The organism is Streptomyces odontotermitis (genome assembly GCF_050510915.1).
Lineage (GTDB): Bacteria > Actinomycetota > Actinomycetes > Streptomycetales > Streptomycetaceae > Streptomyces.
Window position 1 is genome coordinate 12141 of sequence record NZ_JBNJLS010000014.1, and the last position, 24493, is coordinate 36633.

A 24493-nucleotide genomic window follows, 5' to 3' on the forward strand; every position below is an offset into this window, starting at 1 on the left:
TCACTGTCCGGGCAGCGGTCGGCGCCGTGCTCAGGGCCATGTCGGTGCGGGAGTTGAGCGCTCACCTCGAGGCACGGTTCGCGCCGATGTCGGTGGCCGGAGATCCGGGCCAGCCGGATGATCCGGGGGTGATCGACCGGCCCATGGCCTGGCTGATGTCGCAGCTTCCGCAGGTGACGCTCTGCCCTCGGTGCGATCGGACGTTCCATGGGTCGCGGAAGGGCAAGCAGCTGTGTCCGGCGTGTGCGGGGACGCCTCGGCGGGGGGAGTGCGCGGGGTGCGGGCGTGAGGGGGAGTTGGGGGACGGGTTGCGGTGTGCGGGGTGCCGGGGCGGGGCGTCGGTGGTGCGTGGCGGGTGCACCGGCTGTCGTACGGGGGAGGGGGTCAGCGCTCGTACGTGGTTCTGTGGTCCCTGCGAGGAGGGGGCGCGGGCCCGGCATGGGGAGGAGCTGGGGCGGTTCAATGCGGAGGGGCAGGCTCTGTGGCTGCGGTTGTTGCGGGGCTCGGAGCATGAGCGGGAGCAGCCGCGGGCGAGGGTTTCCGGGAAGGGTGAGGGGTGGTCGCGGCGTCTGGGGGAGTTTGCTGCGCGGGCGCTGCCGGAGGATGAGGTGGCGGGGGAGCAGAGTCTGACGGGGAGGGGCGTGCGGCTCAGCTCCGGGCCGGGGGTGTTCGCGCCGCCATCGCGTACTCGGTCGGCTGACGACTTCCCGGACGGCCACACCGGCAGGCCACCGGCCCGAGTGAGTCGTCGTGCGGCATCCCGGTGAGATGCCGCACGACGGTCGACGGAAGTGTCCGGGTGCGGGGTGTTCCCGGACCGCTGATGAGCCGCGATCCTGTCGGCGCCGAGCTTCGGCGGGGAATCGGGGGCGGTGCACCCAAGTGGTGCTGACCTGGCGCCCGCTCCGAAGCGTTCGCTGTCACTGCCCGTATCGCAGCCAAATCTGCTGTCCCACAAGGAAGTTCAAGGGCTGAGCTCAAGGAGCACCGGTCAGTAAGCCTGCTCGAGGATCTTGATCACGTCTGCCGTCCCTTGGACGGGGCGGGGATTGTGGGCGACGACGAAGTCCTGCATGGCGTCGCGGGCGATGAGCGGGAAGTCGTCCGGTGTGACGCCGACTTCGCGGAGAGTCGTCGGGAGCCCGAGCGAGTCGACGAACTGGCGGACGATGCCGGACGCGCCGTCCTGGGGCACGGGGACTCCCATCGCGTCCGCCATGACCCGTGCGATGTTCGCCTGCTGCTCCCGGGTGCGCTCGTAGTTGTAGGCGAGGACGGTCGGGAGCATCACGCAGGACGTCACGCCGTGCGGGATGCCGTGCCGGGCGCCCAGTTGGTGGCCGATGCCGTGGCTCAGCCCGACGAACACCTGGGTGATCCCGAAGGCTGACTGCCAGGCTCCCATCTGGCACTCGCCCGCCGCATGCGTGTCCGACGCGTCGGATGCCGAGATCGGCAGGTACGTCGCCAGGCGCCGCAGGCCGTCCGTGCACAGCGCATCGGTCACCGGCTGTGCCTGCGTGGAGCACAGGGATTCGATGCAGTGATCGACCGCTCGCATGCCGGTGGCCGCCCAGAGCTGACGCGGAGTGAACTGCTGCAGCTCGGAGTCGTGGATGACCACTTCCGGCATCAGGGCATTGTCCAGATAGAGGTTCTTGACCAGGTCCACCGTGTCGGTGACGGCGGTGATGTGGGTGAACTCGGCTGCCGAGAGCGTCGTGCTCACCACCACCTGGGGCAGCCCTTCGCCGGTCATCGACGGGATCTCGAGCTGGTCCGGGTAGGTGAACTTCACCGCGTACTTCAGTAGTTCCTCACGGGTGGTCACCTTCTCCGTGAGGCACAGGTTGACTGCCTTGGCGATGTCGATGGGGCTGCCGCCGCCCACGGCGAGGAAGCCGTCCACCCCGGCTTCTCGGGCCTGCGCGGCCGCGTCGAGGACGACCTGCTCGGGCGCGTGCGGCTCGCTGCCGGTGAACACCACGGCTATGCGGTCGCCGAGTTGGGAACGGAGGCGGCTCTCGATGTCGCTGGCTCGGCCCAGGCTCGCCGAGAGGACCAGGAAGATCCTGGTCATGCCGAGTCGCTCGCACTCGGCTCCGGCCCGGTCCACGGTGCCCGCTCCGTAGATCATGCTCTCCATCGGCAGCACGTCGAAGCGGCCGGAGAGCGGCTGGTGTTGACTCATCGTTTCTCCTGTCGAGGGTGGGGCGGGCGGGCACTGGATGGTGGGGAACAGCCAATCACGCGGCTTCGTCCAGCTCGCATAGGAAGGACGTGACGAGTTCACGGCGGCGAACCGGCAGGTCACATGTACCTCCTGGTCGGTCGGTACGCGTCCTTGCCGGGGCGGTGTCTCTCGAACGGGACTGCCAAGAGCCCCGAATGAGCCTGCGCAAGTGATTGAAACGAACCGGGTGTGCGGTATATTTTTGCTCAATCGCCGGGTTACTGAACGATCGGACGGCTGGATCCTCCTTGTCGTGGAGGACCTGCTGCGGGAAAGGTTCGTCATGTGCGCCACTGCTGCTGACTCGCCAGTCCTGGCCGCGGAGCGTGGCCAGGACGATGCGTCAGAAGCCCTCATGGTGGTGCGCCGCGGGACCCATCACTTCACTGTGTCCGGGCTGTGGCCGCGGGGCGACGAACTCTGCTCCGCCGATCCGGATGGTCCGCGCGACCTCCTGCTCTTCCTGGAGACGGCGCAGCGGGCGGGGCAGGTCATCGCGCAGCGGCACTACCGGCTGCCGCCACACCATCTGCTGGCGCTGCGGCACATCCAGATCGAGGACGAGCACCCCAAGCTTCCGCCGCACGTCGTGGGGCCGGTACCGGTGGGGCTGGATGTCTCCGTTGCCGCGCCCATCGCCGCCTCTCCGTCCTGGCGCCAGCTGAGCATGAATACGGTCCTGTCGGCCGGTGGGGTGCGCCGGGGGCGGGTGCGGCTGCGTTGGGAGGCCATGAGTGCCCGGCGCTACAGGGCACTTCGGCGGCATGAGCGCACGGCTCGGGACCGGGGTGGCCGCGCCGGGGAGGGGGCGGCGCAGTGCTCCCTGACGCCGCTGCGGCCCGCCGAGGTAGGGCGGCGGCGTTCCCGGGATGTGCTGCTGGCCGCGCCGCACGGTGGCGTGAGCAATACCTGGCGACTGCGTCTGAGCGCCGCCGGGCGCGACCGTACGGCCGTCGGCGGATGTGGCCACATACCTGAGCGGTTGCTGCTCGACGCGCTGCGGCAGGCCGCGCATGCCGCCGAGGACACCGACAACCGGAACGCGCGTGTCGGCGGGCTGGACGTCAGTTTTGCGGGGTTCGCTGCATGGGACGTGCCCACCGTCGTCGCGGTCGTTCCCGGGGGCCGCACCCTGCTGGTTCGGCAGCGTGAACGGACGGTGGCCAGCGCTGTCTTCCGCAGCCGAGCGGGGCACGGGAACTGATGGGCAGTCGTGGGCCGTTGGGGAGGCGGGGGCCAACGTGCCCGACGCCGTTCCGGAACGTGGGGGAGCGATCGGCGATGGGGGATCCGACTGTGTACGGGCTTCGCGGGGCGAGGCGGCGCCGGCCGCGAAGCCGTCCGGCAGCGCACATGACGAAGGACTGCCCGGATCTTTTCCCGTGCCCGGAGAAGTGGCACGGACCGCAATCCTGGCAGTCCTGGGCCGTCGCGCGGCGGCTGCCGCGGCACGGTAGTGCGGGTCGTTCAGGATTCGGACAACGTGCCCGATACCTGAGAAGCAAACACCTGCTGGTTGTTCTGATGCCCCGTCACATGGACACTCAGGACACCCGATTGCTGGACCGGCAGCGGAGTCGCCTCGATGGAGCAGGGGCTTTCGAACTCGACGTAACGGAAGAAGTCCGTGGACATCGAGGTCGGGGTCAGCGAGAAGCCGGGCGCGAGCAGGCCGTAGGCAGCCTGGCGAGCGGCCTCGACCAGGACCATGCCGGGGATGTGGTCGCCCCCGTGGTCAAACAGGATGGGGTGACGGGGATCGGGGTTCAGCAGCCACCGGTTGGGCGCGTTCGTCGGATCGAGCACCACGTCGCGGTAGAGCACGCGGCCGAATGCGGAGGGGTCCACATAAGCGGAGTTCCGGTTGCGGTCCGTGCTGAGAGCCCCGGCGGAGGACGAGCCCCGCAGTCGCCGGTACGTCGTCTCCGAGACACACGTGGTGCGGGTGCTGCCGGTGGCGGCGAGCTGTCCGTCGCGCCAGACCGTGGCCTCAAGGGTGAACTCGGAGACCTTGCTTCCCCTCTTCACCAGGTTTGTGCAGACCACGTCCAGCGTGAGGTCGGTGGGCGCCGATCCGATGATGAGCTGCTCCGTGTGCACCGCGAAAGTCAGCTCCCACAGCACGAAGTGGTAGCCCAGTGGCACTCCGAAGTCCGAGTGGCCGAGGAACAGCGTGACCTGACGCAACGTTTCGCCTATCTGCGTCGGGTCGTGCTGGAGACCGTCGGAGCTGTTGAAGAACGTATGGGCACGAGGCAGCTGCGCGGTGAGTGAGAACCGGGTTTCGTCGATCTTCTCGCAGCTGGTAAGGAAGACTTCCGCCAGGGAGGCGCGGTGCACGTACTCCCTGGGAACCGTGGTCGTCAGCCGAGGGAGATCGCCCAGCGCCATAGCGCTGCGGGCCTCCTTGAGCGTGTCGGTCCGGCGGGACTCTTCCTTCTTAACCACTAACAAGGTCATGGACCTCTCCCCCAGGAGGTGGGCTGGAAGCTAGACCAATAAGATACATACCCACCGGTTTGATTTTCAAGGCTCAAGTGAAGCATCAAGAAACCAACTGGCTGGTTTAACATCGGACCTTGCTTAACCCGTACGTATGGCGAGGGGCTGATCTGCCCCAGTCCCCCGGGAGGTTGCCGATGATCCGCCAGCAGTGCCCCTACGCCCTTGCTTCGACCGGCCGGGACCCGCGGGCCGACGCGGAGCTTCGTGCGCGGGGCCCGGTCGCCCCGGTACTTCTTCCTGGCGGCGTCCATGGGGTGGCGGTGACCGACATCGACCTGATCAGAAGGCTGTCCATCGATCCCCGGATCTCCAAGGACGCGTATCAGCACTGGCCGGACTGGATCAGCGGTGAGGTCGACGGGTCCTGGCCCCTGTCGATCTGGGTGTCGGTGCGCAACATGCTCACGGCGTACGGAGAGAAGCACACGCGTCTGCGCAAGCTCGTCGCCGGGGCGTTCACCGCGCGTCGTACGGCCGCGATGCAGCCCGCGGTGGCACGCATTACTGATCAACTGCTCGACCGTCTCGCCGCCCTCCCGCAGGGGCAAATCGTGGATGTTCGCCGGGAGTTGGCGCTGCCGTTGCCCACTCTGGTCATCAACGAGCTGCTGGGGCTGCCGGAAGAGCGCCACGCCGATCTGCAACGGGTGATCGGGGTGTCATTCAGGACCTCCGCCACCCCTGAGGAGGCCCAGGCGAACCAGTCGGAGCTCTACGAGATCCTGCAGGAACTCATCGCTGCCAAGCGTGCCGCGCCGGGCGCCGACCTCGTCAGCGAACTCATCACCGCGCGCGACGACGGGGGAGTGGGGATGAGTGAAAAGGAGCTGCTCGACATGCTCCTGCTCATGGTCGGTGCGGGGATCGAGACCACGGTGAACCTCATCGAGCAGGCGATCCACGCCCTGATCAGCCATCCGGGCCAGCTGCAACTGGTGCGCAGCGGTGTGGCCTCCTGGGAGGATGTGGTCGACGAGACGCTCCGCTGCTACGGCGTCTTCGCGAACATGCCCTTCCGCTTCGCCATCGAGGAAATCGAGGTGGATGGGGCGACCATCCCCCGGGGCACGCCCATCCTGCTGTCGTTCGCCGCGGCTTCGCGCGACCCATGGCGGTATGGCGATGACGCGGACGAGTTCGACCTGACCCGGAGCACTCTGCGCGAGCACGTGGCCTTCGGCCACGGTGTGCACCACTGCCTCGGTCGTCCACTGGCCCGGCTCGAAGTGACCACTGCGCTCGAAGCCCTCTTCGCCCGCTTCCCGCAGATCAAACTCGGGGTGCCACAGGATGAGTTGAGGATGCAGGAGTCGTTCATCAGCAACGGCCACTCCGCCCTTCCCGTGCTTCTGGGGCCAGAAGTCGTTGCCTGACTCAGTGGCCGGAGAAGCGGAATGCCACGGTCCATCCCGAGCAGAGTGGAGATCGGAATCCACCCATCCACCCTGTTTGCATGGTGAGATTCGTCGAACTCAATATGGGGCAAGGTGCGCAAAAGGCTCCATTTCAACTTTTCGGCGCATGGAAACCCGGGGAGCGTACAGCTAAACTACGTTCCATGCGGTTTCTTTTGTCCTCGCGTTCGCGCGAAACTCGCCCAGATGAAGGGAGGCCCGGATGGCCCAGCAAGAGCGTGCGATTCGGACTCGCCGGGCCGTTCTGAATGCGGCGGCCGTGGCGTTCTCCGAGACCGGCTACTCCAACACGACGGTCGCGCAGATCCTTGAGCTCGCCGACGTGACCAAGGGCGCCTTGTACTTCCACTTCGATTCGAAGGAAGCCCTGGCCAAGGGGGTGCTCGACGAGCAGATCGAAGAGGCTCGGCCTCCGCAGGACTTGAAGATGCAGGAGTGGGTGGACATCGGCATGCTGCTGGCATACCAGCTTGTCCATGATCCAATCCTCCGTGCCGGCGCCCGGCTCGAGTCGGACCCGGAGGGAAGGGCGAAGTACGGCTCCAGCTGGCCCCGGTGGACTGACCTCTTTGCGGGAGTCCTCGCCGAGGCGCAGGAGCGCGGCGAGGTGCTGCCGCATGTCAACCCTCGGGAGACTGCGGAGTTCACCGTGGGCGCGTACCACGGGAACCAGATGTTCTCGCACTACGCGTCGCACTGGCAGGACATGGAACAGCGCGCGTCCGTGCTGTACAAGCATGTGCTGCCGGCCATCACCGCGCCCGCGATCCTGGCGCGCCTCGATACCTCCGCCGACCGAGGTGCCCGTATCTGGGCCGAGATGGAGCGCACGAAAGCGGAAGCCCTGGCTGTGGCGGGCTGACGCGGCGTGCCCAGACGGCGTCGGTCGAATCTGGTGGAGACGGGGGGACCGCTCCCGGCCTCCGTACCGTCCCACTCATGTCCAGTGGGCGTGTCCCCCCTGCCCTGAGGGCAGGGGGGACGTTGCGTTGGTAGGCATGCGTGGGCTCCCTCCGCCGCTTCCGTGGTCTGCTCCGTGAGCAGTGACTGCTCCGGTTGCACCGGAGGGCGGCGGTTCTCTCTTTGTAGGTCTGCATCGATGGCCATTATAGAAACCATCCTAGCGGTTTGTTATTCTGGTACGCGTCATGAAGGCCAGCCCTAATCCAAGAGGGGCAGACGATCCCTGGCACGGTGAGAGGGCAGGGGCCGTCCGTACCGTGGACTCGGGCACGCGGCTGACGGGTGGCCCGCGTGGCGGGACCACCCACCGGCCAGGGGCGAGACGGGGGAACCGTACGGTCGTGACCCGGTGTGCTGTTCAAGAGATCTGACGGCGTGCTGGATCAGGCCGACAGCATGACACCGGCCAGGACACCCCTGGCCGGTGTGGCCGCTCCCAGCGTCATCGACGGTGACGAGGCCCGACGGATCCCCATCCTTCGCTTTCACGGAGTCCCCTTTGATGGCCAGACAGGAACGCGCGGTGCGTACGCGCAACGCCTTGATCGAATCCGCCGCCGAGCTGTTCGACCGCGACGGGTTCGAGGTGGCGTCCCTGGCCACGATCAGCGCACGCGCCGGGGTCAGCAACGGGGCGCTGCACTTCCACTTCTCCAGCAAAGCGGCCCTGGCCGACGCGGTCGGGTCGGCGGCGGCCGAGCGACTGGGCCGGATCGTGGCCCAGGAGACCAAGGATGCGCTGCAGATGCTGATCGATGCCACGCACGACCTCATACGAGGTCTGAGCCAGGACGTCGTGCTGCGAGCCGGGTTCGATCTGTCCGACAACCTGGAGCACTCCGGGCCCGGAGACGACCTCCGCCGCATCTGGCAGAGCTGGGTGGAGGGAATCCTCGAGCGCGCGGCCAGGGAGGGCAGGCTGGCGAGCGGCGTATCGGCGGAGGACGTCGTGACCGCGGTGGTGGCCGCTACGGTCGGTTTCGAGACGCTGGGCAGCCAGGACGAGCGGTGGCTCTCGCACGGCACCCTCACGCGGTTCTGGGCGCTGATGCTGCCAAGACTTGTGGAGTCGTCCTCGCTCGATGTGCTCGTGGCTGCCGGCAGCCGGGGCAGCGGAGTGCGCTGAGGTATCAGCCAGTTCCCGCTCTCCACACCACCCTTCGGCCGGGCCCCTGACACCTCACGCCAAGGGCGCCGGCCGAACGGTGGTGTCTACGTCGGAGAGGGTCAGTGCCCCTGCTCCGGTACCGTTCCGTTGTTTTCCGGACGCAGAGGGCCCGGGTCGACCAGGGGTAGGGCGTGGGCGGAGGCCAGGCACGGCAGCAGCAGGCGCCAGAACGAGGTGATCGCCTCGGGGGCGAGCCACTGGCTGTTGCGGCGGCCGAGGACCTCGAATCCGGTGGTTGCCGCCACGATCGTGGCGACCATGTCGGGCTGGTCGACGCCTTCGGCGAGCAGTTCTTGGCCAGCAGCCTCGTCGAGGAGCCGATGGACGCAACTCTCCCACTCCTTGCGGAGGTTGAGCTCATTCGCGTAGGCCGTATCGCCGCTCAGGCGGAAGCCCGCCCGCGCCACGACGTCGCGGCGGAGGCGGTCCGCCAGGGCGTGCGAGGCGTTCGTCAGGCGTTGCAGGGGGTTGAGGCCGGGCGGCTGGGCCGCCCAGGCCGAGCGGCGCAGCGACTCGGCCGCGGTCGCTTCGACGGTGGCGGCCACCGCTGCCTTGTTCTCGAAGTGGAAGTGCAGCGCGCCGGGGCTGACGCCCGCGCTGCTGCTGATGTCCGTCAGCCGCGCCTGCGCGTACCCGTACCGCTCGAATGCCTCGGCGGCGGAGTGGACGAGTGAGCGGCGGGTGCGAACGGCACGATCCTGTTTCAACACCGGTGGCTCCTCGGGGAGGGGTGCACCATACAGTTATCAAACCAACTCTGCGGTTTATTTTCTAGAGCGGTACTCGGCCAGCCTGGTGCAGTCTTCGCAAGTACGGCATTCAGCATCTCTGTTCACTCGTTTTGCTCGCTCTGTGCGCCCCTCGTCGGGTAGTGGGGGTGCTTCCCGGTCTGCTCGGCGAACGGCGCTTCGGTGGGGGGAGTCCGTACGGCGTGCGGCATATCGCACAGCGTACGGCCACCTCTAACGATGCACGCTACATCAAGTGTGACTGAGGCATGTCTGACGCGAAAGTGATCGCGGGCGACGTGAATTGAGTATTCCGGATGTGGGGCGGCGGCCGCGAGGGGGCGGTCCGGCGGGGTTTCTTGCGAGTTCTTGAAAACCAGGAAGGCGGTATGTTCCTATGGTTGAGAAGCCCACGGACGGGGCCGGTGCCTCCCGAATCGGGCGAGTTTTCGGGTCCACCTCCCGGGGCCCACGGCATCCTTCAGATGCCCTCTGAGCTCGCCTTTCTCCGGTCCCTCTCCGTGTGGTTCCCGGACTCCCGCAGCCGCGCCCCCCGTCCCCCCGGGTGCGGCTGCGGGCCGTTTTGAGCCTCGGTCGGGAGAGGCGGGGCGGCTAAGAATCATCTTCTGGGCCTCGAAAAAAAACCCGCAGGCAGGTATTTTTTAGGTCTCGGGTTGATACGGCCATAGAGGGGAGCCGTACGTGTACAGGCACGTTCCGAACGTCAACACCAACGATGCAGATATGCGTGACCGTGGACCGGCGGCTGGTGGGACCGGCTCCGCGGCGCGAAGGGGGGCCCTCTCATGAGTCTTCAACTGGTCGTCACCGCCGATGGAAAACCGGCCCGGGTCGACACGACGCCGGCCTCCGATGTGGACGACCGCACCCCGGGACAGCGGGCCATGGTGCCCACCGATTCGCTGCTCGACTCCGACTCCCCGCGCATCAACGGCGAGAACACCGAGCACATCCAGATGCTCGCCAAGCTGGAGACGCCGCTGCCGCCGATCCTGGTGCACCGCGCGACGATGCGGGTCATCGACGGCATGCACCGGCTGCGGGCCGTGCGGCTGCGCGGGGACGAGTCCATCGAGGTGGAGTTCTTCGACGGGGGCGAGGACGACGTCTTCGCTCTGTCGGTGCGGCTCAACATCGCCCATGGACTGCCGCTCTCGCAGGCGGACCGGACGGCCGCGGCCAAGCGGATCCTGCAGGCCCACCCCTACTGGTCGGACCGGCGGATCGCCTCCAACGCGGGGCTCGCGGCCAGCACCGTCGCCTCGATCCGGCGTCGTTCAACCGGTGGTAATGAACAGTTGAATGCCCGTGTGGGCCGGGACGGCCGGGTGCGTCCGCTGCAGGCGACCGAGGGCCGGCTGCGGGCGAGCCAGGTGATCGCCGCCAACCCCGGCGCCTCGCTGCGGGAGATCGCCGAGCAGGCAGGGATCGCGACGGCCACCGCCAAGGACGTACGGGACCGCATACGGCAGGGACAGGACCCGCTGCCCTCCAGGAGGCAGTCGGCGAAGGCGAGTTCGGCCGTGCCCGAGATGCCCGCCAAGGTGACCGAACGGCCCGCGGCGCGCACCTCCACGGTCGCCCTCGGGATGATCCTGCCGAACATGCGCAAGGACCCCTCGCTGCGCACCGAGGCGGGCCGGATGCTGCTGCAGATGCTGAGCATCCACTCCATCGGCGACGAGGCGAAGTGGCTCCGGCTCGCGCGCAGCGTGCCCGGGCACCGCGCCGACATGCTCGCGCAGGCCGCGCGGCGCTGCGCCGACCACTGGCTGCGGTTCGCCAACGAGCTCGAGACGCGGCGGATGTGATTGCCGAGTCTCACTGAGCCGTTGAGCTGCTGATGTTGGTCTTTGAGATTGCTTTGGGTGAGTGAGTAAGCGAGCACGCACGAGCCGTCCTTGACGGTGTGACGGACTGACTGGAGGTCGAGCCCATGCCCCTCTCCGAGGTGTACGGCGGGCAGCTGCTCGTCCCCGACGGCGAGCCGACGACGCTGCAGGGGGCGCTGGCCCGCGCCGCCGAGCTGGCTCCGGAGAAGGGCATCCGCTATCTGCGGGCAGGGTGTGAGGACGATGTGCAGTCCTACCCGGAGCTGCTGGCCGAGGCCGAGGTCGTTCTTGGCGGGCTGCGTGCCGCCGGGCTTCAGCCGGGTGACGCGGTGCTCTTCCAGTTCGACGAACAGCGGGACTTCACCACGGCGTTCTGGGCCTGTGTGCTCGGCGGATTCGTGCCGACGCCGGTCGCCGTCGCCCCCACCTACGCGCGGCACCACCCCGCCAACCGCGCCCTGCACCACGCCTGGCTGCTGCTCGGGTGCCCCGTCGTCCTCGCCGACGACGCCACCCGGCCCGGACTGGAGCAGTTGCGCCGGCTGTGGGGCGGGCAGGGGGAGGGGCTGCGGATCCTCGGTGTGGGGGAGTTGGGCGGGCGGCGGCGCGACAGCCGGTGGTACGCGGCGGGGGCCGCGGATCCGGTCGTCCATCTGCTGACCCGGGGTACCGGCAGCGGCCGCGCCAAGTGCGCCGTGCATACCAACTCCTCCGTCGCCGCCCGGACCTGGGCCGCCGTGCAGGCCCGCGGCTACCGCGGTGACGACGTCAGCCTCGTCTGGATGCCGCCCGAGCAGCAGTCGATGATCTTCTACGGCGTCCGTGACGTCTTTCTGCGGTGCCAGCAGATCAGCGGCCGCATCGACGACTTCCTCGACGAGCCGCCGCGCTGGCTCGACTGGATGGACCGCTACGGCGCGACCAACACCTGGGCGCCCGACTTCGCGTACGCCCTGATCACCAGCCACGCCGACGAGGTGGCCGGACGGGGCTTGGACCTGTCGCGCGTCCGGGAGTTCGTGAACGCGGGCGAGCCCGTGTGCGCCGCGACCAGTCAGCGCTTCCTCGAGCTGCTCGCCCCCCACGGCCTGGCCGCCGATGCCGTGGCCCCGTGCTGGGGGATGTCCGAGACCTGCTCGGGAGTGACGTACTCGCTGCGGCACCGCGAGGACCGGGCGGCCGGTGGTGTCGTCGTCGCGCCGTCCTCCTTCGGCGGGCCGCTGCGGTACGTCGACGCGGCCGGTCCGCGCGGCGGGGCGGCGGGTGACGGTGTCGAGCTGGCCATGGCCGGCGGGCCGCTGCCCGGGGTGGGCATCCGTGTCGTGGACGAGGACGGAGAGGTGCTGCCGCAGGACCGGGTCGGTGAACTGCAGGTCCGCGGCGCGGCGTTGATGAGCGGCTACTGGGGCGAGGCCGCGTCCGAACCCGGTGCCCGGGCCGTGTCCGAAGCCGGTCCTGGCACCGGCACAAGAGGCGCGGCCGAGGCGGGCGAAGGTGCCGCCGGCGACGACGGGTGGCTGCGGACCGGGGACCTCGCCTTCGTGCACGACAGTTCGCTGGTGGTCGCCGGGCGCACCGAAGCCCGCCGCGGCCCGTGCGTCGTCTTCACCGAGGAGTGGAGCGAGGAGCACGTCGCTGCGGACAGCGGTGTGCCGGGCGTGCCGGGCGTGCTGGTCCAGGTGTGTCCGGGGACGGAGTTCGCCGTGGAGGGCGACGGGCGTTTTCGTGTCGTGGCCGGGGACGTCGAGCACATCCGCCGGGTCCTCGCCGTCACCGCCGCCCGCCACGGGCCGGTGGCCTCCGTGGTCTTCCGCTGGCCGGGGGAGTTCGCTGGGATCACCGCGCTGCTGCATGTACTGGGTGAGCTGCCCTACCCCTGCCGGTTCGACGGAAGTGGCCGGGGACCAGCGGTGTTCGAGGACGCGGAGGACGCGGAGTCGAACAGCGCGGCGGATTTCCGTACGGCCGACGGGGCCGGAGCGGACTCGGGCACGGGCTTCGGCGGTGGTGCGCTGCGTACGGTGCCCTCGCAGGTCGCGGCCGCGCGGACCTGATCGGACGAGTCGGCCCGAGGAGGTCCGCAGCACGAGATCCGGAGCAACGAGCAAGGGACCGCGCACAGTCAAGGGCGTTTGACCGGGGTTCCTCTTCTCTCGCGCAAATGTAACTCTGCTCTTTCAGGGGGCAGCTTTCACAGCGAGGGATGGGGTGGCGGAATGGCCAGGGGCGCGGGGGAATTGACATCGACGGACCTGCCGCTCGTTTCGGTGAGCCAGCCGGAAATGGAGCAATGGGCCGGGCGTTATCCGGGGCTCGTCGACGTATGGCCGCTCACCGCGGCGCAGTCGGAGGTGCTCGCGCACTCCGAGCTGCCCGCGTCCCTGACGGGACCCGTGGCCGACTCCGCCTATGACACCGGTCAGTTCCAGGTCGTCGCGCACCTGAACGGGCAGATCAACTCCGCCCGGCTGCGCCAGGCCGCCCAGGACCTCGTCGACCGGCACCCGAACCTGCGCACCGCGGTGGTGCCCGCCCTCGGCGGCGGCCGCCGTCAGGTGGTCGTCCCGCATGCCCAACTCCCGTGGCGCGACGTCGACTTCAGTGAAATCAACATCGGGGACCGCGGCGCCGCCCTGGACCGGCTGCTCGCCGAGGACGCGGCGCACCGCTTCGACGTGGCCGCGCCGCCGCTGCTGCGGATGACGCTGGTCCGCACAAGCGTGGAGCGGTGCGACCTCGTCGTCACCGCGCACCACGCGCTGCTCGACGGCGAGTCCGTGCGGCCCCTGCTCAGCGACCTGTTGCGGCTGTACGACGCGGGCGACGACGCCGGCTCGCTGCCCGCGCCCCGTTCCGGCCACCGCGACGTCCTGACCTGGCTCGCCGGGCAGGACCGCGACAAGGCCGCGCGGGTCTGGGCCGACGAACTCGAGGGGATCGACGGGCCCACGCTGCTCGCGCCCGTCGCGGGCCGGCGCACTCGGCGCCCCGTCCCCGTCCCGGCCGCCGAGGCCGGAGCAGGTCACCCCGGCTTCGGGCAGAGCGAGGTCAGGCTGAGCGCGCGTGAGCGCAGACAGCTCTCCCGGTGCGCCGCCGGCCTCGATGTCGGCGTGGACACGCTGGTGCAGGGCGCCTGGGCGATCGTGCTCGCCGGGCTGACGGGTCGTCAGGATCTGTTGTTCGGGGTCACCCACGCGGGTCGGCCCGAGGCGCTCACGGACGGTGACGCGCTGATCGGACCGTTCGGCGGCACGACCCCGCTGCGGCTGCGCTGCGCGCCCGAGGACACCGCGGCCCAGCTCCTCGCCCGGCTGCGCGACAGCCGCGCCGCGCTCGCCGACCACCAGCACGTGGCGACGGGGCTGCTCCAACTCGCCGAGGTGGAGGGCATGTTCGACACGTCGGTCGCCTACGACGCGTACCCGGTCGGCGCCCTGACGCCCGCCGCGCTCGGCATCTCGTCCCGCATCGGCGTGACCGGCATGCGCTCGCACGCCGGGACCCCGTACGCCCTGACCGTAGTAGCCCACGACAGGCCCGCGCTGCATCTCTCGCTCTGCTTCCAGCGCCACCTCTTCGACCAGGACGCCGCTGACGCGGTCGCGCTCCGGCTCGCCGGGGTGCTGCGGCGGATCGCCGCCGAACCATCGCTTCTCGTGGGGGAGTTGAGCTCGCTCGACGGGACCGAGGAGGTCGAGGGCGCCGCTGCCGTCGTCGTCGAGGGCGCGGTCGAGAGCGCGGTCGTCCACTATCCGTTCGAGCGGCGAGGTGTCGCCGCCGTCCCGGTGCCGTCGGGGTCGCGCGCGGCCTGAAGCCCGTATGGCCTGAATCTGCTGGGCCGGGCGGCCGGGTGGCCGGGCTCGCCCGACGTCCCGGCGAGTCCTCGGATCCGCCGGCCGACTCCTCCTTCTCCTGCCCCTTCGGAGCTGCCTGACCTTCTCTCTTTCCTACTTCTTACCGAGACCTTCCGTGTATCTTTCTTCGTCGTATGCCGGGCCCTTCCAGAGGGGGCCATCGAGGGTTGTGTGCCGGTGTCTGTGACGGATACGTTGGAAGGTTGACCTGTCGCAAACTTAACGTAAGCAAATTACTTCACTAATTCTCCGGCAATTACTCGGCAATTCACGTACCGGCGCGGGCGAGCGGGATTCCGTGCCGGAATTCGTGCTGCCCTTTTGTGGGTGTGTGACCAGCGGTGATGCTGGTGCGAGCGGCCTTCGGGCCGCTTTTTTTGTGTGCTACTGAAAGACATTGAACACTGGTGTGCGTGCTTCCTCGGCGGATACCTTCTATTTAGTCCACGGAGACGAATCACGAAGGAGGATGAATGTTCGTTCCCGAACCTTTTCGTGAGCCAGACAGCTCGTGGATGAGCGACCTGATGCGCCTCAACCCGATGGCCATAATGGTCAGCAATGGAGCTGAGGACGGGGTCCCCTACGCCACGCACCTGCCGGTCATAGCCGACCCGGAAATGACCGGGGAACACGGCGACCGCCTGGAGGGCTACCGGCTCGTCGGACATATGAACAGGGAGAACCCGCACTGGGAGGCACTGCAAACGGGTTCGCAGGTCCTGCTCACCTTCTCCGGCCCGCACGCCTATGTCTCTCCGACCGTCTACCAGTTCAACCCCGCCGCCCCGACCTGGGACTTCACCGCCGTCCATGTGCACGGCGTGTTCCAGAAGATCGAGGCTGCCGGGGTCGGCGAAGACAGCATGGAGATCTGCAAGGCGACGGTCACGGCTTACGAGGACGACTTCGGCTCCGGCTGGGACATGGAGTCCTCGATCGACTACTTCGGCACGATCCTGCCCTCCGTAGGAGCGTTCCGTATCGAAGTGACCGAGGCCGAGGGGTATTTCAAGCTCAGCCAGGAGCAAGAGCCCGCAACCCGCGAGCTCGTCTTGAAGGACTTCGCCGGCCGGGATTCGACCCGGTATCAAGAGACGGCCGATCTGATGAGCCGTCTCGACCCGTCGGACATCCGCGGCGGCTGTCCCATTCTGCACTGACACCGACTTCAGAAATCGGCACGCACGGTTTCTTACTCAACGGGCGGGAGGCCCCATGAGCGCCTATTCGGACGAGTACTCCGTCGTAGGAATAGGATTTGGTCCGTCCAACCTTTCACTGGCCATCGCGCTGGACGAACACAACGGCAAGGGAAACACCCCGCTCGCCGCCACCTTCGTCGAGCAGCAGGCCGCCTTCGGCTGGCACCGCAACATGCTGCTGCCGACGGCGAAGATGCAGATCTCGTTCCTGAAGGACCTGGCGACGTTCCGGAACCCGGTGTCGCAGTTCAGCTTCATCTCCTACCTGCACGAGGCCGGGCGGCTCGCCCAGTTCGTCAACAACCAGGACTTCATGCCGACGCGGCGCGAGTTCCACGACTACCTGACCTGGGCGGCGTCGAGCTTCTCCGACCGCGTCGCGTACAACTCCCGCGTCACCGCGGTCCAGCTGCCCGACGGCGCAGGCCACGGCCCCATGGGCCACCTGAAGGTGAAGGTCGACTCCACCCTCGAGGGCGGCGCGGGCAAGGAGCTGCTCGCCAAGAACGTCGTCATCTCCACCGGCCTGGTGCCGAAGATGCCGCCGGGCATCGACCGCGACGAACGCGTCTGGCACAGCTCGGAGTTCCTGGGCCGCTTCGGCGAGCTCGACAAGACGAACGTGCGCCGGGTCGCCGTCGTGGGGGCCGGCCAGAGCGCCGCCGAGATCCTCCGGTACTGCTACGAGCAGCTGCCCGGGGCACAGGTGTCCGCGATCATGCCGTCGTACGGCTACTCGATCGCCGACGACACCCCCTTCGCCAACCAGATCTTCGACGCCGACGCCGTCGACGACTACTTCCACGGCACCGCCCGCGCCCGCGACTCGTTCTGGCGCTACCACCGCAACACCAACTACGGAGTGGCCGACGACGAGATCATCCGCGACCTCTACCAGCGCGCCTACAGCGACGAGGTGGCCGGCACCCCCCGGCTCAACTTCCTGAACCTGTCCCGCGTCGACGCGGTCAAGCAGGTCGGCGACGAGGTCCGGGTCACCCTGCAGTCCGTGCGCACCGACGAGACCCAGGACATGGACTTCGACGTCCTGATCTTCTCGACGGGCTACGAGTCGATGGACCCGACCGAGCTGCTCGGCGACGCCGCCGCGTACTGCCTGCGCGACGAGGAGGGACGCTTCCAGATCAGCCGCGACTACCGCATCCTGACCACCGACGACCTGGACGTCGGTATCTACCTGCAGGGCGGCACCGAGCACACGCACGGCCTCGGTTCCTCGCTGCTGTCGAACATCGCCATCCGCAGCGGCGAGATCGTAGAGTCACTCGCCGCCCGGGAGCAGAGCATGACGCTGCGCCCCGCCGCCTGAACGGCGGGCCGGCCAACACCCCGCCCAGCAAGCCGAGTCGAGCACGAATCGAGCACGAGTCGAGCACGAGAGGAGGCCGCACATGAGCACCGATCTCTCCGTGGACGTCGCCGAAGCCGCCGACGTCGCCGCCGAGACCGCGGACGTGTCCGAGGAGGCCCGCACCGAGATGCGGGTCGGGCCCGGCGAGGGCGTGGGGATGCACCAGGCGCTGCTGTACATCCAGCAGAGCTGGAGCGGAGCCCGTCCCGCGGACCTGGGCCCGGCCTGGGCCGCTTGACCCCCGCGCCCCGCGCGGGCCGCTGAGCACGACCCGTGGTGACGGGCCGCAGGGCCCGTCACCGGGCGACCTGGTGAACTCCTACCGACCGGCCTTCCGGAGTGGTGATGTCTTCCGCCGCGGTGCTTGCCCCCGTCCTCGCCCCGCCCTACCTGTTCCCCGTCTCCCTGCCCGTGCGGCGCCGGACCGTCCGGCCCCGGCACTACCTGATGTGCCGTCCGGTGTACTTCGACATCCGGCACACGGTGAGTCCCTGGGACCCGCCGGAGCGCGTGGACACCCTGCGCGCGGTGCGGCAGTGGCAGCGGCTGTACGAGATGTACCGGTCCCTCGGCCACACCGTGGACCTGATCGAACCCGTGCCGGGCCGCCCCGACATGGTCTTCACCGCACACGCCGCCACCATCATGGACGGCCATGTGCTGCTCGCCCGGCCCCACCCCGCCGGGCAGGCCCCCACGACCCGGCCCCACCCAGCCGCCGGGCAGCAGACCGACACGGCCCGGACAGCCCACAAGGCGTGGTTCCAGGCCGCCGGATACGCCGAGCCGTACGAGGCCCGGCAGTTCAACGACGGGCAGCGTGACTTCCTGGTCACCGACTACTGGATCCTCGCGGGGCGGGACGAAGGCAGCTCGCCCGACGCGCACCGCGAGGCCCAGGACGTCCTCAAGCGGCCGCTGATCAGCCTGGAGCTGGCCGACCCGCGCTTCCACCACCTCGACACGGCACTCACGGTGCTCGACGGGAACGAGGTGATGTACCACCCGCAAGCCTTCACACCGCGCAGCCGCGAGGTGCTCGAAGGGCTCTTCCCCGACGCCCTGCTCGTCGGGCCGGAGGACGCCGACGCGCTCGGGCTCAACGCCGTCAGCGACGGACTGCACGTCTTCCTGCCGGACGTGGCCCACACCCTCGCCGAACAGCTCCGCGCACGGGGCTACGTCCCCGTCGGCGTGGATCTCTCCGAACTGATGAAGGCCGACGGCGGCGTGAAGTCCTGCACGCTCGAACTGAAGCCCTGAGGAGACGGCCGGTCATGACGGCGCCCCCCGAGATCGACACCGAGACCTCGGACGAGATCGACACCGAGACCTTGGACGAGACCGAGACCGAGACCGACACCGAGACCGCGGACGAGACCGCCCTCAGCCTCACCTCCGACCGCATCAGCGACCCCGCCACCTACGCACCGCTGCGCGAGCGCGCACCCCTCGTACGGGTGCTGCTGCCCGGCGTGCGGACCCCGGTCTGGCTGATCACCCGCTACGCACTGGCCAAACAGGCCCTGGCCGACCCGCGGTTCATCCGCGACGGCACGGCGCTGCACGACCCCGGCGATCCCGAGGGCCCCAGCATCGCCGACCAGATGATCGAGGCGTACGGGCTGCCCGCCGAGTACCGCGCGTACCTGGACAGCATGGTGCTCAGCGACGGCGCCGAGCACGCCCGCACCCGGACCGTCGTCACACGAGCCTTCACCGTCCGGCGGATCGCGGCCCTGCGCCACCGGGTCGAGCGGACCGCGGACGACCTGGTCGCGGCCCTGTGCAAGAAGGGCGGGGCCGATCTCGCGAAGGAGCTGTGCCACCCCCTCGCCGGCACCGCGCTGTGCGAGCTGATGGGCGTCGACCCCGACGACCAGGCGCAGTTGAGCGCGTGGATGCGGGACTACTCCTCGGGGGTGCCCGAGGCGTTCGTACCGGCCCTGGAAGGCATCGTCGGCTACGCCAAGGGCCTGATCGTGCGGCGCCGCGAGCGGCCCGGCGAGGACCTGGTCTCCGAACTGATCCGCACCGAGCGGCTCGCGGGGCTGCCGCTCAGCGAGACCGAGATGATCTCGGTGTTCCTGCTGCTCGTCTCCACCGGAATCCTGCACACCACGCACTTCATCTGCGAGTCGGTCCTCGCGCTGCTCGACCATCCCGACCAGATCGCGACGCTGCGCGCCCGGCCGCAGCTGCTCGCCTCGCGCGCCCTGTCCGAACTGCTGCGGTTCACCTCGCCGGTGCAGATGGGCGCCTCGCTGTACGCGACCGAGGACCTGGAGCTGGGTGGGGTGACGGTGCGCCGCGGCGAGGCGGTCACCGCCCCGCTGCTCGGCGTGAACCGCGACGCGCGGGAGTTCCCGGAAGGGCCCGACCGCCTCGACCTGACCCGGCAACCGGGGCGCGGCGTGGGCCACATGGCGTTCGGGCACGGCCCGCACTACTGCGTCGGCGCCGCGCTCGCCCGCCTCCAGGCCGAGGTGGTCCTGGACCGGCTGTTCCTGCGGCACTCCGGGCCGCGCCTCGCGGTGGCCCGGGACGAACTCACGTACCTGTCCCTGCCGGGCGACGGGATCCACGCCGTCGCCCTGCCCGTCCGCCTCTGAGCCTCGGCTGAACTGCGGGGCGGCCCTGTCCTGCTGGACGGGGCGGGCGGCGATGAAGGATCCTTGACAGCGACTCGTGGGGGGACGGGCGTCGGCCACGCCCACGGGGGCCCTCCCACTGGTGGCGCACTGGGTTGCCGATGCCGGCACCCACTCACCATCGAAAGGAGCGGCCGTGCCCGACCCCCTCACCCAGGACCCGTCCCTGATCGTGCTGGTCGGCGCCGCGGGCAGCGGCAAGAGCACCCTGGCCGGTGCCTGGCCCGCGCACCGCGTCCTGGAGCTGGCGACGTTCCGCGAGCTGATCTGCGACGACGCGCTGCGCCCGGACGCCACCGACGAGGCCGTGCTGATCCTCGGCATGGTCCTGGAGGCGCGCCTCGCCCGGCAGTTGACCACCGTCGTCGACGCCGCCAACACCGATCCCGCGATGCGTGCCCGGCTCCTCGACATCGCCGAGCGGCACCGGGTGCCGGCGACCGCGCTCGTGCTGACCACGCCGCTCGAGGTGTGCCTGGAGCGCAACGCGCTGCGCCCGCCGGAGCTGCGGGTGCCGGACGACGTCGTACGCCGTCAGTACGCGCAGACCGTCGATGCCGTCCCGGTGCTGTCCGCCGAAGGGTTCAGCCATGTCGAGGCGCTCCATGGCGGACTGCTCGACCAGACGTGATCCGGCAGCCTGACCGAGCGGCCCTGACTCAGCGGCCCTGACTCATTGGCTCTGGCTCATTGGCTCTGACCGAGCGGCTTTGACCGAGAGGCCCTGCCCACCCAGCGGTCCTGGCCCCGCCGCCGAGCCCCCTCCGACGTGCACGGACGAAGGGGGCTCGGCGCTTTTGAACATGACATGCCCATGGTGAAACTGATTGATGAGAGATCCCCGGGCGGGCTAAAAAGACATGCCTGTCGACCGGAAGGTTCATGACAGTGCGAGCAGCGGTGGCCGATGTGAGCGGCCATGCGCACCGCTGCCGGGACCGGAGAGAACGGCCACCGAGACCTCGCCGCCGGCACCGACTCCACCGTCATCGGGACCCATGACCTCACCGCCACATACGTCCACGAGAACAGTGAGTACGCCTCATGAGCGCTTCTCCGTCTCCGCATCCGTCCGGCCGCGGCCGCACCCGCAAGCACGCGGCGATGCCCAAGGCCCACACTCTGATCGAGGCGCTGCCTTGGATGGCGCGTCATCACGGCAAGACCGTTGTCATCAAGTTCGGCGGGAACGCGATGGTCAACGATGATCTGAAGGCGGCGTTCGCCGAGGACATCCTCTTCCTGAAGCACGCGGGCCTGAACCCCGTCGTCGTGCACGGTGGCGGCCCGCAGATCAGTGCTCAGCTGGAACGCCTGGGTATGGACAGTGAGTTCAAGGCCGGGCTGCGGGTCACCAATGACGAGACCATGGACGTCGTACGGATGGTCTTGGCTGGTCAGGTGCAGCGTGAGCTGGTGGGTCTGCTGAACGAGCATGGTGGGCATGCGGTCGGGATGACGGGGGAGGATGCCCGGCTGATGACGGCCATCAAGTGCTATGCCGAGGTGGACGGGAAGTCGGTGGACATCGGCCGGGTCGGCGAGGTCGCCGATGTGGATGCCGGTGTGGTGCAGGCGCTCATCGACAACGGTCGTATCCCTGTCATCTCTTCCATCGCGCGTCCGGTGGATGCGAAGGATGCTGCGGGTGGTGGGGTGTTCAACGTCAACGCGGACACCGCTGCGGCGGCTCTTGCTGCCGCGCTGGGTGCGGAGATGTTGATGATCCTCACCGATGTCGAGGGTCTGTACGCGAACTGGCCCCACAGCGAAGAAGTCATCCCCCGTATCACCGCCACCGAACTCGCCGAACTGCTGCCCAGCCTCGCCAGCGGGATGATCCCGAAGATGGAGGGCTGCCTGCACGCCGTGCAGAGGGGGGTGCGCACCGCCCGCGTCATCGACGGCCGGGTCCCGCACTCGATCCTGCTCGAGGCATTCACCGACGAGGGCATCGGCACCATGGTCGTGCCCGATGCCGTCGCGTCAACGGACACGTCCGACTCGTCCGACGAGGGAGCTGCGGCATGAACGACGGTGGCAACGCGCCCCTGACCCGACGGTGGCAGGGCGCCATGATGGACAACTTCGGCACCCCGCGCCTGCCCCTGGTTCGCGGCCAGGGCACCCGGGTCTGGGACGCCGAGGGCAAGGAGTACCTCGACTTCCTCGGCGGCATCGCGGTCAACGCGCTCGGCCACGCCCACCCCGCGATCGTCCAGGCGGTGAGCGAGCAGGTCGCCTCCCTCGGGCACGTCTCCAACTTCTTCATCGCCGAGCCCACCGTGGCCCTCGCCGAGCGACTCGTCGAACTCGCGGGCCGCCGCGGCCGGGTGTACTTCTCCAACTCCGGCGCCGAGGCCAACGAGGCCGTCTTCAAGATCGGCCGCCTCACCGGCCGCCGCCACATGGTCGCCGCCACCGGCGGCTTCCACGGCCGCACCATGGGCGCCCTGTCACTGACCGGACAGCCCGTCAAACAGCGGCCGTTCCAGCCGCTGCCCGGCGACATCAGCTACGTGCCGTACGGGGACATCGAGGCCCTGCGCGCCGTGGTCACCCAGCACACCGCGTTCGTCATCCTGGAGCCGATCCAGGGCGAGAACGGCGTCATCGTGCCGCCGCCCGGCTACCTCACCGCCGCCCGCGAGATCACCGCGGCGACCGGGACCCTGCTGGTCCTCGACGAGGTGCAGACCGGCATCGGGCGCACCGGCCGCTGGTTCGCCGCCGAGGCCGAAGGGGTCGAGGCCGATGTCGTGACCCTCGCCAAGGGCCTGGGCGGGGGCCTGCCCATCGGCGCCACCCTCGCCTTCGGACCGGCCGCCGACCTGCTCACCCCGGGCGCGCACGGCTCCACCTTCAGCGGCAACCCCGTGGTGTGCGCGAGCGCCCTCGCGGTCCTCGACACCATCGAGAGCGCGGGGCTGCTCGGCCACGCGCGCTGGACGGGGGAGCGGCTGCGCCGGGGCATCGAGGCGATCGGCCACCCGCTGGTGCGCGAGGTGCGCGGGGCGGGGCTGCTCGTGGGCATCGCCCTCACCGAGGAGCTCGCGCCGCTGCTGCAGCAAGCGGCCCAGGACGAGGGCCTGTTGGTGAACGCGGCGCTGCCGGACGTCATCCGGCTCGCCCCGCCGCTGATCGTCTCGGACCTGGACGTGGCCGTGTTCCTCGACCGGTTCCGCCGAGCGCTCGACGCCGTGGTGAGCGAGGTCTACGACGCGGCGGCCTGAGCACCGGCCCCGGGCGCCGACCTGACGGCGCCCGGGGCCGGAACATGGACGGCCGTCGGCCGGACGCTGTGCGCGAGGGGGCGCGCGGCGGACCGGCCGGCGGCCGTCCTTTTGTGCGTGGGCGGTCTCCTGAACAAGGCGTGGGGCCGGGCGAGCAGTTGATACGGGCATTCTGGACAGTTGATCCGCAGACAGAAAACCCGAGGACCGGTATTTTCTTGACCTGATCTGGTGCCATGCCGACCCCGGAAGTAACTCCGGACGGAGGGCGTAACCAGCGTGTGAGCGGCCCGGTCCGCTCCGTTCCCGACTGCCCGGTCCTTCCTTCTGTGACCTCTGACAACTCCCTGTATTTGCAGGTCAGTTGGGGGTTATGGAGAGCTTCCCGGACTGACTCGGTCCGGATCGGGGGTGTCATCGGGAGGGGGCGCGAGCCACTGGGAGAGGCCAGGAGCAAGGCTAGAAAAGAAACCCGCTGGCTGGTATTTTTCTTTCAGGTTGAGGCGGCCTCAGGGGGAGCCAGGGACTTGAGAACGAGGCATCGGAAACCGGACCAGCACCTTCCGATACGCCGTTCAACTGACCGAAGCGAACACCTCAACGCCCAGCCATCTCGGCCGCTGCCCATTCCGCACGCTGCTAGAGAACCGGAGTGCAGATGATCTCCCACGGGACCCAGGTCCGAACCGAATCGGTGAACAAAGAAGTGCAGCTGCTGCGCTGGCCCGTGCAGCAGGAGCTGCGCGAGGAGTGCAGGTCCCGAGGGCTGCCCCGGATCCTTGTCGTCGAGGCGGGGCTCGAGGCCCCGGTCTGCGAGGACATCTACGAGGACTGGGTGCGCGCTCCCGTCGCGTCGCCCGACCTCAAGGCCCGCGCCGACGCCCTCGTGCACCGCTACCGCCAGAACCGCCAGCCGAAGCTCGACGAGGACGGCGTGCTGTGGTTCGCGGGCCAGTCGGTGGCCGTCTCGCCCAAGCAGGCGGAGCTCCTCGAACTCCTCGTCGGGCGCTACGGCAAGGTCGTGCCCCGCGAGGCGCTGCGCTTCCAACTCGGCCATGACCAGGGGCCGATGACCCGCAACGCCCTCGACCTGCACGTGATGCGGATCCGGCACCGGATCAGCGTGCTCGGCCTGACCGTGCGCACCGTGTGGGGGCGCGGCTATGTCCTGACCACTCAGGCGCAGGCCGAGATGGCCTCCTCATGACGGTGCGGGGCCTTCTTGTGACTTACCGGTCCACAGCCGTCCGCTGTGGCCGGTTCGGCCGGCGGCCGCGCTGCGGCCGCCGGCATCGCAGATCCTTCCAGGCGTG

The 24493-nt window shown here is 69.1% G+C and carries 20 protein-coding genes; 17 read left to right on the forward strand and 3 right to left on the reverse strand.

Annotation, left to right across the window (positions count from 1 at the left end; genetic code table 11):
* Nucleotides 1-991: 991 nt before the first annotated feature.
* On the reverse strand, nucleotides 992-2191 hold the full coding sequence (locus ACQB60_RS30815) for an iron-containing alcohol dehydrogenase (RefSeq protein ID WP_496929376.1): 1200 nt from the start codon (nucleotides 2189-2191) through the stop codon (nucleotides 992-994).
* Between the two features lie 211 nt (nucleotides 2192-2402).
* Between ACQB60_RS30815 and ACQB60_RS30820 the strand changes: the two genes are divergently transcribed.
* Nucleotides 2403-3437 (forward strand): AfsA-related hotdog domain-containing protein, encoded by a 1035-nt coding sequence (locus ACQB60_RS30820; RefSeq protein WP_496929377.1) that lies wholly within the window; start codon nucleotides 2403-2405, stop codon nucleotides 3435-3437.
* A 263-nt stretch (nucleotides 3438-3700) separates the two neighbouring features.
* Here ACQB60_RS30820 and ACQB60_RS30825 read toward each other — a convergent pair whose 3' ends face one another.
* Nucleotides 3701-4693 (reverse strand): ScbA/BarX family gamma-butyrolactone biosynthesis protein, encoded by a 993-nt coding sequence (locus ACQB60_RS30825; protein WP_496929378.1) that lies wholly within the window; start codon nucleotides 4691-4693, stop codon nucleotides 3701-3703.
* Nucleotides 4694-4872: 179 nt separating this feature from the next.
* Between ACQB60_RS30825 and ACQB60_RS30830 the strand changes: the two genes are divergently transcribed.
* From ACQB60_RS30830 to ACQB60_RS30840, 3 genes are all read left to right on the forward strand, one after another.
* Nucleotides 4873-6111, forward strand: coding sequence for a cytochrome P450 family protein (locus tag ACQB60_RS30830; RefSeq protein ID WP_496929379.1), 1239 nt, complete (start codon nucleotides 4873-4875; stop codon nucleotides 6109-6111).
* Nucleotides 6112-6355: 244 nt separating this feature from the next.
* The gene (locus ACQB60_RS30835) at nucleotides 6356-7015 is read left to right on the forward strand and encodes a ScbR family autoregulator-binding transcription factor (protein WP_496929380.1); all 660 of its coding nucleotides are present in this window, start codon (nucleotides 6356-6358) and stop codon (nucleotides 7013-7015) included.
* 603 nt (nucleotides 7016-7618) lie between these two features.
* Entirely contained in the window at nucleotides 7619-8242 is a 624-nt protein-coding gene (locus ACQB60_RS30840; protein ID WP_496929381.1) for a ScbR family autoregulator-binding transcription factor, read from the forward strand.
* 101 nt (nucleotides 8243-8343) lie between these two features.
* Here the strand turns inward: ACQB60_RS30840 and ACQB60_RS30845 are convergent, their stop codons facing one another.
* A complete protein-coding gene (locus ACQB60_RS30845) occupies nucleotides 8344-8994 on the reverse strand; it encodes a ScbR family autoregulator-binding transcription factor (RefSeq protein WP_496929382.1) in 651 nt (216 codons plus the stop codon).
* An 824-nt stretch (nucleotides 8995-9818) separates the two neighbouring features.
* Between ACQB60_RS30845 and ACQB60_RS30850 the strand changes: the two genes are divergently transcribed.
* The 13 genes from ACQB60_RS30850 (at nucleotide 9819) to ACQB60_RS30910 (ending at nucleotide 24387) form a co-directional block, all read left to right on the forward strand.
* The gene (locus ACQB60_RS30850) at nucleotides 9819-10844 is read left to right on the forward strand and encodes a ParB/RepB/Spo0J family partition protein (protein WP_496929383.1); all 1026 of its coding nucleotides are present in this window, start codon (nucleotides 9819-9821) and stop codon (nucleotides 10842-10844) included.
* A 125-nt stretch (nucleotides 10845-10969) separates the two neighbouring features.
* A complete protein-coding gene (locus ACQB60_RS30855) occupies nucleotides 10970-12919 on the forward strand; it encodes an AMP-binding protein (protein WP_496929384.1) in 1950 nt (649 codons plus the stop codon).
* Nucleotides 12920-13147: 228 nt separating this feature from the next.
* The gene (locus tag ACQB60_RS30860) at nucleotides 13148-14677 is read left to right on the forward strand and encodes a condensation domain-containing protein (protein WP_496929385.1); all 1530 of its coding nucleotides are present in this window, start codon (nucleotides 13148-13150) and stop codon (nucleotides 14675-14677) included.
* 515 nt (nucleotides 14678-15192) lie between these two features.
* On the forward strand, nucleotides 15193-15882 hold the full coding sequence (locus ACQB60_RS30865) for an FMN-binding negative transcriptional regulator (RefSeq protein ID WP_496929386.1): 690 nt from the start codon (nucleotides 15193-15195) through the stop codon (nucleotides 15880-15882).
* Nucleotides 15883-15937: 55 nt separating this feature from the next.
* Entirely contained in the window at nucleotides 15938-17254 is a 1317-nt protein-coding gene (locus ACQB60_RS30870; protein WP_496929387.1) for a lysine N(6)-hydroxylase/L-ornithine N(5)-oxygenase family protein, read from the forward strand.
* An 82-nt stretch (nucleotides 17255-17336) separates the two neighbouring features.
* Complete coding sequence (locus ACQB60_RS30875) at nucleotides 17337-17534, forward strand: hypothetical protein (protein ID WP_384845619.1); 198 nt, start codon at nucleotides 17337-17339, stop codon at nucleotides 17532-17534.
* A gap of 107 nt (nucleotides 17535-17641) precedes the next feature.
* On the forward strand, nucleotides 17642-18559 hold the full coding sequence (gene ddaH / locus ACQB60_RS30880; protein ID WP_496929388.1) for a dimethylargininase: 918 nt from the start codon (nucleotides 17642-17644) through the stop codon (nucleotides 18557-18559).
* 14 nt (nucleotides 18560-18573) lie between these two features.
* On the forward strand, nucleotides 18574-19908 hold the full coding sequence (locus ACQB60_RS30885; RefSeq protein WP_496929389.1) for a cytochrome P450: 1335 nt from the start codon (nucleotides 18574-18576) through the stop codon (nucleotides 19906-19908).
* A 175-nt stretch (nucleotides 19909-20083) separates the two neighbouring features.
* Nucleotides 20084-20578 carry an AAA family ATPase gene (locus ACQB60_RS30890; protein ID WP_496929390.1) on the forward strand — a complete coding sequence of 165 codons (495 nt, stop codon included), beginning with the start codon at nucleotides 20084-20086 and terminating at the stop codon, nucleotides 20576-20578.
* A 288-nt stretch (nucleotides 20579-20866) separates the two neighbouring features.
* The gene (locus tag ACQB60_RS30895; protein WP_496929503.1) at nucleotides 20867-20995 is read left to right on the forward strand and encodes a hypothetical protein; all 129 of its coding nucleotides are present in this window, start codon (nucleotides 20867-20869) and stop codon (nucleotides 20993-20995) included.
* Nucleotides 20992-21978, forward strand: a complete 987-nt coding sequence (gene argB / locus ACQB60_RS30900) for an acetylglutamate kinase (protein WP_496929391.1) — start codon at nucleotides 20992-20994, stop codon at nucleotides 21976-21978. The genes ACQB60_RS30895 and argB overlap by 4 nt, the downstream gene beginning before the upstream one ends.
* Nucleotides 21975-23180, forward strand: a complete 1206-nt coding sequence (locus tag ACQB60_RS30905; RefSeq protein WP_496929392.1) for an acetylornithine transaminase — start codon at nucleotides 21975-21977, stop codon at nucleotides 23178-23180. The genes argB and ACQB60_RS30905 overlap by 4 nt, the downstream gene beginning before the upstream one ends.
* A 658-nt stretch (nucleotides 23181-23838) precedes the next feature.
* On the forward strand, nucleotides 23839-24387 hold the full coding sequence (locus tag ACQB60_RS30910) for a winged helix-turn-helix domain-containing protein (protein WP_496929393.1): 549 nt from the start codon (nucleotides 23839-23841) through the stop codon (nucleotides 24385-24387).
* Nucleotides 24388-24493: the final 106 nt, after the last annotated feature.

What these genes read in the sequence shown, in the direction of transcription:
- ACQB60_RS30905 (WP_496929392.1), top strand. Translation starts at nt 21,975, where the DNA reads ATGAACGACGGTGGCAACGCGCCCCTGACCCGACGGTGGCAGGGCGCC.
- ACQB60_RS30835 (WP_496929380.1), top strand. Translation starts at nt 6,356, where the DNA reads ATGGCCCAGCAAGAGCGTGCGATTCGGACTCGCCGGGCCGTTCTGAAT.
- ACQB60_RS30815 (WP_496929376.1), bottom strand. Translation starts at nt 2,191, where the DNA reads ATGAGTCAACACCAGCCGCTCTCCGGCCGCTTCGACGTGCTGCCGATG.
- ACQB60_RS30840 (WP_496929381.1), top strand. Translation starts at nt 7,619, where the DNA reads ATGGCCAGACAGGAACGCGCGGTGCGTACGCGCAACGCCTTGATCGAA.
- ACQB60_RS30870 (WP_496929387.1), top strand. Translation starts at nt 15,938, where the DNA reads ATGAGCGCCTATTCGGACGAGTACTCCGTCGTAGGAATAGGATTTGGT.
- ACQB60_RS30825 (WP_496929378.1), bottom strand. Translation starts at nt 4,693, where the DNA reads ATGACCTTGTTAGTGGTTAAGAAGGAAGAGTCCCGCCGGACCGACACG.
- ACQB60_RS30875 (WP_384845619.1), top strand. Translation starts at nt 17,337, where the DNA reads ATGAGCACCGATCTCTCCGTGGACGTCGCCGAAGCCGCCGACGTCGCC.
- ACQB60_RS30910 (WP_496929393.1), top strand. Translation starts at nt 23,839, where the DNA reads ATGATCTCCCACGGGACCCAGGTCCGAACCGAATCGGTGAACAAAGAA.
- ACQB60_RS30885 (WP_496929389.1), top strand. Translation starts at nt 18,574, where the DNA reads ATGACGGCGCCCCCCGAGATCGACACCGAGACCTCGGACGAGATCGAC.
- ACQB60_RS30855 (WP_496929384.1), top strand. Translation starts at nt 10,970, where the DNA reads ATGCCCCTCTCCGAGGTGTACGGCGGGCAGCTGCTCGTCCCCGACGGC.
- argB (WP_496929391.1), top strand. Translation starts at nt 20,992, where the DNA reads ATGAGCGCTTCTCCGTCTCCGCATCCGTCCGGCCGCGGCCGCACCCGC.
- ACQB60_RS30850 (WP_496929383.1), top strand. Translation starts at nt 9,819, where the DNA reads ATGAGTCTTCAACTGGTCGTCACCGCCGATGGAAAACCGGCCCGGGTC.
- ACQB60_RS30865 (WP_496929386.1), top strand. Translation starts at nt 15,193, where the DNA reads ATGTTCGTTCCCGAACCTTTTCGTGAGCCAGACAGCTCGTGGATGAGC.
- ACQB60_RS30830 (WP_496929379.1), top strand. Translation starts at nt 4,873, where the DNA reads ATGATCCGCCAGCAGTGCCCCTACGCCCTTGCTTCGACCGGCCGGGAC.
- ACQB60_RS30860 (WP_496929385.1), top strand. Translation starts at nt 13,148, where the DNA reads ATGGAGCAATGGGCCGGGCGTTATCCGGGGCTCGTCGACGTATGGCCG.
- ACQB60_RS30895 (WP_496929503.1), top strand. Translation starts at nt 20,867, where the DNA reads ATGCGCACCGCTGCCGGGACCGGAGAGAACGGCCACCGAGACCTCGCC.
- ddaH (WP_496929388.1), top strand. Translation starts at nt 17,642, where the DNA reads ATGTCTTCCGCCGCGGTGCTTGCCCCCGTCCTCGCCCCGCCCTACCTG.